Source organism: Sediminimonas sp. (genome assembly GCF_024637375.1).
In the GTDB taxonomy this organism is placed as follows: Bacteria; Pseudomonadota; Alphaproteobacteria; order Rhodobacterales; family Rhodobacteraceae; genus Sediminimonas.
The window spans coordinates 1-7,837 of the sequence record NZ_JAGXFK010000090.1 but is presented as its reverse complement, the minus strand read 5'-3'; the positions used below and the strand labels follow the sequence as shown (position 1 = coordinate 7,837).

The following is a 7,837-nucleotide window of genomic DNA, read 5'->3' as shown; positions in this document are numbered from 1 at the left end:
TCCTTTCGAGTTCAGGTTCAGGATCGGTTTCGATCTGCACCCAAGATGGCCGCCGCCGCCGGGGGATTCAAAACACGTCCGTTCACCGCCGCGTGCCTGGCCGCGAGCACCCCGCGCCCGGCCGCGCCGCGGGCGCGGAACCCGGATTAATATAACGCAATGTCAGATAGTTATACGACATCGAAACGGTAACATCACTCACGCATCACGCGACCGTGGCGCCCGCGTTACCGATATCGTGATCGCCCCCGCGCCGCATCGGCGCGCAAGATGGTTCAACGCTCAACAATCCCGCACAGACAGGGTGCGCGCCCGCGCGAAACGCCCCGCCAAACGCCGAATCGACCCCGGCGCGCGGCCCGGTCGCTCATTCCAATTCGATCAACAGATCCTTGGCGTCGATCTGGCCACCGGGCTGGACGTGCACCGCCTTGACTGTGGCGTCGCGCTCGGCGTGGATGCCGGTTTCCATCTTCATTGCCTCGATGGTCAGCAGCATGTCGCCGTCGCGTACCTTCTGACCCGGGGTGACGGCCACGCTGGCCACCACGCCGGGCATCGGCGCAGCGACATGGTTGGGGTTGCCGGCCTCGGCCTTGGGGCGCGCGGCCGTCTTGGACTTGACCAGGCGGTTGGGCACGCGGACCACCCGCGGCTGGCCGTTGAGTTCGAAGAACACCTTGGCGTCGCCGTCCTCGCCCGTTTCGCCCACGGCCTGAAGGCGGATTTCCAGGATCTTGCCGGGGTCGATCTCGGCGCTGATCTCCTCACCCGGCTCCATCCCGTAAAGATAGGTGCGCGTGGGCAGGGCGCGCACCGGCCCGTATTGCCGGTGACGGCCCATGTAATCGAGGAACACCTTGGGATACATCAGGTAGCCGTTGAGATCCTCGTCGTCGACCGGTTTGCCTTCGAGTTCCTCGACGACCTTGCGGCGCGTCTCTTCCAGGTCGACGGGCGCCAGGTGCTTGCCGGGGCGCTCGGTATTGGGCGCCTCGTCCTTGAGCACCTTTTTCACGATTCCCGCGGGAAAGCCGCCCGGCGGCTGGCCGAGGTTGCCGCGCATCATGTCGATCACCGAGTCGGGGAAGGCGACCTCTTTCTCGGGGTCTTCGACATCGGCGCGGCTGAGCCCCTGGCTGACCATCATCAGCGCCATGTCGCCCACCACCTTCGACGATGGCGTGACCTTCACGATATCGCCGAACATGCGGTTCACGTCCGCGTAGGTGCGGGCGATCTCGGGCCATTTCTCCTCGAGCCCCAGGCTGCGCGCCTGCGCCTTGAGGTTGGTGAACTGCCCGCCGGGCATTTCATGCAGGTAGACCTCGGACGCGGGCGCCTGCACCCCGGCCTCGAAGGCCGAATATTGCGCACGCACCTGTTCCCAATAATCCGAGATTTCGCGGATGCGCTCGATATCGAGGCCGGTCGCGCGCGGGGTGTGGCGCAGCGCCTCGACGACCGACCCCAGGCAGGGTTGCGAGGTGCCGCCCGACAGCGCGTCCATCGCGGCGTCGGCGGCGTCCACGCCGGCCTCGGCCGCGGCCAGGATCGTGGCCCCTGCGATGCCGCTGGTGTCGTGGGTGTGGAAATGCACCGGGATCGACAGCTCGTCCTTCAGTGCTCTGACCAGAACGCTGGCGGCGGCGGGCTTGAGCAGGCCGGCCATGTCCTTGAGCCCCAGCACATGCGCGCCGGCGGATTCAAGCTCGCGCGCCATGCCGACATAGTATTTCAGGTCGTACTTGGCGCGGTCGGGGTCGAGGATATCGCCGGTATAGCAGATCGTGCCCTCGCAGATCTTGCCGCTCTCGATCACCGCGTCCATGGCGACGCGCATGTTTTCCACCCAGTTGAGGCTGTCGAAGACGCGGAACACGTCGATGCCCGTTTCGGCCGCCTGGCGCACGAATTCGCGCACCACGTTGTCGGGGTAGTTGGTGTAGCCGACCCCGTTGCTGGCGCGCAGCAGCATCTGGGTCAGCAGGTTGGGCATCGCCGCGCGCAGATCGCGCAGGCGCTGCCACGGGCATTCCTGCAGGAAACGGTAGGCCACGTCGAAGGTCGCCCCGCCCCAGCATTCGACGCTGAAAAGCTGCGGCAGGTTGGCGGCATAGGCCGGGGCGACACGGATCATGTCGATCGAGCGCATGCGCGTGGCCAGCAGGCTCTGGTGCCCGTCGCGCATGGTGGTATCGGTCAGCAGCAGCCGCTCCTGCGCCAGCATCCAGTCGGCGACCGCCTTGGCGCCCTGCTCTTCCAGCAGGGTCTTGCTGCCCGGCGCGGGCGCGCCCTGCAACCGGGGCGGGCGCGGCGGCTTGGCGGCGGCGGGCTTGGCGCGGCCCTGGGTCTCGGGGTGGCCGTTGACGGTGATGTCGGCGATATAGGTCAGGATCTTGGTCGCCCGGTCGCGGCGCTTGGAGAACTTGAACAGCTCCGGCGTCTCGTCGATGAACCGGGTGGTGTACTCGTTGTTCAAGAACACCGGATGCTTGAGCAGGTTCTCGACGAAGGCGATATTGGTGGAAACCCCGCGGATGCGGAACTCGCGCAGGGCGCGGTCCATCCGGGCGATGGCGCCTTCGGGGGTCTGGGCCCAGGCGGTGACCTTGACCAGCAGGCTGTCGTAGTAGCGGGTGATGACGCCGCCCGCGTAGGCGGTGCCGCCGTCGAGCCGGATGCCCATGCCGGTGGCCGAACGGTAGGCGGTGATGCGGCCGTAATCGGGGATGAAGTTGTTTTGCGGGTCCTCGGTGGTGATCCGGGTCTGGAGCGCGTGGCCATTGAGCGTGATCGCCGCCTGCGCGGGCTTGCCGGTGGCCTGCGCCAGCAGCTGGCCCTCGGCGATCTTGATCTGCGCCTGCACGATATCGACGCCGGTCACTTCCTCGGTCACCGTGTGTTCGACCTGGACGCGGGGGTTGACCTCGATGAAATGGAAATCGCCCGTGTCCATGTCCATCAGGAACTCGACGGTGCCGGCGCATTCATAATTGACGTGCTGACAGATGCGGCGGCCCAGGTCGCACAGTTCTTCGCGCTGCGCCTGGGTCAGGTAAGGCGCGGGGGCGCGCTCGACGACCTTCTGGTTGCGCCGCTGGACCGAGCAGTCGCGCTCCCACAAATGGTAGATGCCGCCCTGCTTGTCGCCGAGGATCTGCACCTCGACATGGCGCGCGCGGACGATCATCTTTTCAAGGTAGCCCTCGCCGTTGCCGAAGGCCGCCTCGGCCTCGCGCCGGCCTTCCAGCACCTTTTCCTCAAGCTCGTCGGGGCCATTGATCGGGCGCATGCCCCGGCCACCGCCACCCCAGGACGCCTTGAGCATCAGCGGATAGCCGATCTCGTCGGCCTGCCGGCGGGTTTGATCCATGTCGTCGCCCAGAACGTCGCTGGCGGGAATGACCGGCACGCCCGCCTCGATCGCCACGCGCCTTGCGCTGGCCTTGTCGCCAAGCGCGCGCATGGTCTCCGCTCGTGGCCCGATGAAGGTGATCCCGGCGGCGGTGCAGGCATCGACGAAATCGGGGTTTTCCGACAGCAGCCCATAGCCCGGATGGATCGCGTCGGCGCCGGCCTCGCGGGCTACGCGGATGATCTCATCGATCGACAGGTAAGCCGCGACCGGCCCCATCCCGTCGCCGATGCGATACGCCTCGTCCGCCTTGAAGCGGTGCAGGCTCAGCTTGTCTTCCTCGGCGAAGACGGCCACGGTTTTCTTGCCCAGTTCGTTGGCCGCGCGCATCACGCGGATGGCGATCTCGCCGCGGTTGGCGATGAGGATCTTTCTGAACTCGGGCATCTGTCGGGCTCCTGTCTTGGTGTCCGGGCGGGCGCGTTGCGATGTGGTAGCGTCATGCCGCAACGCAGAGCAACAGTTTGGTGGCGGTCGCGGGAAAGATTCTTGAAAGGAATGCGCGGCGCGGCGCCGATTTCGCGGGTCGCGAGCAGAATTGGCAGAACTTCACGGGCCATCGCGTAGCAAAACGACGCGGCAGCGCGGCAAAGCGGCATTGCGCGCGTCCGGCCCCGTGCCGCCGCGCCCGGGGCGGGGCTCAGCGGGCGAAAAGCCCGTCTTCCGAGGCCAGGCCCTTGATCTCGATCGGGTTGCCGCTGGGGTCGCGGAAGAACATCGTCCATTGCTCGCCCGGCTCGCCTTCGAACCGCACCGAGGGCGGGAGGATGAAATCCACCCCCGCCGCCGTCAGCCGATCGGCCAGCGCGCGCCATTCGCCCAGCGGCAGCACGACGCCCAGGTGCGGCATCGGCACCATGTGATCGCCCACGCGGCCGGTATCGGTGGTGGCGAACGGCGCGCCCAGGTGCAGGCTGAGCTGGTGGCCGAAGAAATCGAAATCGACCCATGTGTCGGTGCTGCGCCCCTCGGTCGCGCCCAGCAGGCCGGAATAGAATTCCCTTGCCGCGCCCAGGTCGCGAACGTGATATGCCAAATGAAACGCCGGTCGCATTCTTCGTCCTTTCGCCGTCATTGTCGCGTTGTCGCCCCGCCCCCCATGGATTAGTGATTTGGGTGACAAGAGCAAGGAGGGACATTCCATGACAGACGACGCACCCGGTTACGGCTTCGACACGTTGCAGGTTCACGCCGGCGCCCGGCCCGACCCGGCCACCGGCGCCCGCCAGACCCCGATCTACCAGACGACCGCCTACGTGTTCCGCGATGCGGATCACGCCGCGGCGCTCTTCAACCTGCAAGAGGTCGGCTATATCTATTCGCGCCTGACCAACCCGACGGTGGCGGTGTTGCAGGAACGCATGGCCACGCTGGAAGGCGGCGTCGGCGCGGTGTGCTGCTCGTCGGGACACGCGGCACAGATCATGGCGCTGTTCCCGCTGATGGGGCCGGGGCTGAACGTGGTGGTCTCGACCCGGCTTTACGGCGGCTCGATCACCCAGTTCAGCCAGACGATCAAACGCTTTGGCTGGTCGGCCCGGTTCGTCGATTTCGACGACGTCGAGGCCGTCGCGGCAGCCATCGACGACGACACCCGCGCGGTGTTCTGCGAATCCATCGCCAACCCCGGCGGTTACGTCACCGACCTGCCGGCAATCGCCGCGGTGGCCGACAAGGCCGGGCTGCCGCTGATCGTCGACAACACCAGCGCCACCCCCTACCTGTGCAAGCCGATCGAGCACGGCGCCACGCTGGTGGTGCATTCGATGACCAAGTATCTGACCGGCAACGGCACGGTGACCGGCGGCGTGGTGGTCGATTCGGGGCGCTTCGACTGGTCGGCGTCGGGCAAGTTTCCGTCGCTCAGCGAACCCGAGCCCGCCTATCACGGCCTCAAGTTCCACGAGACGTTCGGCAATCTCGCCTTCACGTTCCACAGCATCGCGATCGGCCTGCGCGATCTGGGGATGACGATGAACCCGCAGGCGGCGCATTACACGCTGATGGGGATCGAGACGCTGTCGCTGCGCATGCAGCGCCACACCGAGAACGCCCAGAAAGTGGCCGAGTGGCTGGAGGCCGATCCGCGCATCGCGGCCGTCACCTATGCCGGGCTGCCCTCCTCGCCCTATCACGACCGCGCGGCGCGGCTGTTTCCCAAGGGCACCGGCGGGTTGTTCACCATCGCGCTCAAGGGCGGCTATGCGGCGTGCGTGAAACTGGTCGAGAGCCTCGAGCTGTTCAGCCATGTTGCCAACCTGGGCGACACGCGCAGCCTGGTGATCCATTCGGCCAGCACCACGCACCGGCAACTGACCGAGGAGCAGCAGATCGCCGCCGGCGCCGGGCCGGACGTGGTGCGCATCTCGATCGGGATCGAGGACGCCGACGACCTGATCCGCGACCTCGACCAGGCATTGGCCAAGGCCACCGCGTGATACGAGCCGTGAGGCGGGGCCGAGGCGCCCCGCTTCACTCGGCCTCGACCAGTTCGAACACCATCGACACCGACGCGCTGACGCCCACCTCACCGCCCGCGACGGGCACGGGGGCGGCCTGCGCCATCTCCATGCGCGTGTCGCGGAACTGAGGCACCCGGGCGCCGGATTCGTCGATCGACAAAACGTCACCCACGCTCACGCCGGCGGCGCGGGCCTGGATTTCTGCCCGGCGCACCGCGTCGGCCACGGCGCGGCGGCGTGCTTCGTCCATTGCGTCTTGCGGATCCTCCAGCGCAAAGCGGATATTGTTCAACTGGTTGGCGCCGTCGGCGACCAGCAGATCCAGCGCCTCGCCCACGATATCCAGATCGCGCAGGCGCACGGTGATCATGTTCGACGCCTCGAAGCCCGCATGAACGCGCCGGGCATCATCCCTGGGCTTTTCCCAGACCGCCCTCAGCGACAGCGACGACGTCTGCACATCGCGTGCCTCAACCCCCAGCTCCGAAAGCCGTTCGAGCATCGCCGCGGCTGCGCGCGACGTCTTGCGCAGGGCGGCGGCGGCCTGCAGGTCGCGGTGGGTCACGCCAAGGTCGATCACCGCCATGTCGGGGGCAAGATCGACGCTGCCCTGCCCGGAAACGCTGATACGGCGGGACTCCTCGTCGCCGGCCTGCGCGGCGAAGGGAAGCAAGAGGGCGACGATCATTGCGATCAGGAACCTGTTTCGCATGGCGATTCTCCTTGTTACCATGGCCAAGGATCTCATTCGCGGCAGCGCAGGCAAGCGGAATATGCGCCATCCCTTTCCCTGCGCGAAAAGCTGCTGTAACAAGAACCGATTGATGCGACGGACTCCACGGCCGCGCGGGGGGATGATAAGACCAAAGTCATGAAACCGAACTTCGCGTTGACCCTGTCCTTTGACGGTATTGGCCTGTTGCACCGCGTGCCTTCGGGCTGGCACCTCGTGGGCGAGGTGGACCTGAACGCCGACGACCTGGCCGGCGAACTGGCGGTTCTGCGGCGCACCGCGCTGCAACTCGACAGCGGCGGCCTGCACTGCAAGCTGGTGATCCCGAACGAACAGATTCGCTATATCACGCTCGATACGCCCGGCGCCGACGACGTGGCGCGCGAGCGGGCCGCACGCGCGGCGCTTGATGGCGCGACGCCCTATACACTGGAACAGTTGCGCATCGACTGGTCGGTCGACGGCGCACGCACCCATGTCGCCGCCGTGGCGCGCGAGACGCTCGAAGAGGCCGAAACCTTCGCCACCGAGCACAAGTTCGGCCCACTGGGCTTCGTCGCCACCCCATCCGAGGATGCCTTTGTAGGGGAACCCTATTTCGGCAATTGCGCCGGTGCCGAGGCACCGATGGAGCGCGACGCCGAGGCGATCCGCATCGTCGGCATGGCGCACCTTCCGTCGACGGAAACGGCCACCGAGGAGACAACGCCCCCCGCGCCGCCACAGCCATTCTCGCAACCGCCCGAGGGTGCTGCGACCGCCGGCAAGAAACCGGTTGCCGATCCGCCCGAGCCGCCACGCAAGGCCGCCGCCACCGCCAAGCCGACGCCGGCGCCGGCGTTCTCATCGCGCCGTCAGGCAGAGGGCAGCGATGCCGACAAGGGCGTCGACCCGAAGGCGATGGCACGCACGCTGGTTGCCAAGGCCACCCCGCGCCTGACCTTCGGCCTGGGCAACACGGGTGGCAAGGGCACCGCCGCCAAGGCAGCGGGCAAGCGCGGCACACCGCAAGCGGCGACGAAACCGCAGCCCAAGCCGGGCGGCAAGCCCGCCGCCGCCACGACGCATGCCCGCAAACCATCCACCCCCGCCAAGCCGGCCGCACCAGCGCGCGGCACCGGAACGGCGCCCGAAATCGCACCGCCGGCGCGGTCGGCCACCAGCGGCGGCGGCGCGGCGCGTGGTGGCTGTCTCTTATACACATCTGACGCTGCCGACGATATG

At 67.2% G+C, this 7,837-nt stretch carries 4 protein-coding genes and 1 pseudogene; 2 read left to right on the top strand and 3 right to left on the bottom strand.

What is annotated here, in order from left to right:
- Nucleotides 1–367 precede the first annotated feature (367 nt).
- Together Q0L89_RS14285 and Q0L89_RS14280 are read right to left on the bottom strand one after the other, a co-directional pair.
- Complete coding sequence (locus Q0L89_RS14285; protein WP_296766454.1) at nt 368–3,805, bottom strand: pyruvate carboxylase; 3,438 nt, start codon at nt 3,803–3,805, stop codon at nt 368–370.
- A 253-nt stretch (nt 3,806–4,058) separates the two neighbouring features.
- Nucleotides 4,059–4,472, bottom strand: coding sequence for a VOC family protein (locus Q0L89_RS14280; RefSeq protein WP_296766453.1), 414 nt, complete (start codon nt 4,470–4,472; stop codon nt 4,059–4,061).
- An 88-nt stretch (nt 4,473–4,560) separates the two neighbouring features.
- On the opposite strand from Q0L89_RS14280, the gene Q0L89_RS14275 reads away from it, so the two are divergent.
- Nucleotides 4,561–5,856 (top strand): aminotransferase class I/II-fold pyridoxal phosphate-dependent enzyme, encoded by a 1,296-nt coding sequence (locus Q0L89_RS14275; RefSeq protein WP_296766450.1) that lies wholly within the window; start codon nt 4,561–4,563, stop codon nt 5,854–5,856.
- Between the two features lie 34 nt (nt 5,857–5,890).
- On the opposite strand, the gene Q0L89_RS14270 is transcribed toward Q0L89_RS14275, so the two are convergent.
- Nucleotides 5,891–6,592 carry an SIMPL domain-containing protein gene (locus Q0L89_RS14270; protein ID WP_296766449.1) on the bottom strand — a complete coding sequence of 234 codons (702 nt, stop codon included), beginning with the start codon at nt 6,590–6,592 and terminating at the stop codon, nt 5,891–5,893.
- Between the two features lie 159 nt (nt 6,593–6,751).
- Here Q0L89_RS14270 and Q0L89_RS14265 point away from each other — a divergent pair.
- A pseudogene (locus tag Q0L89_RS14265) lies at nt 6,752–7,837 on the top strand (hypothetical protein); the annotation flags it as partial.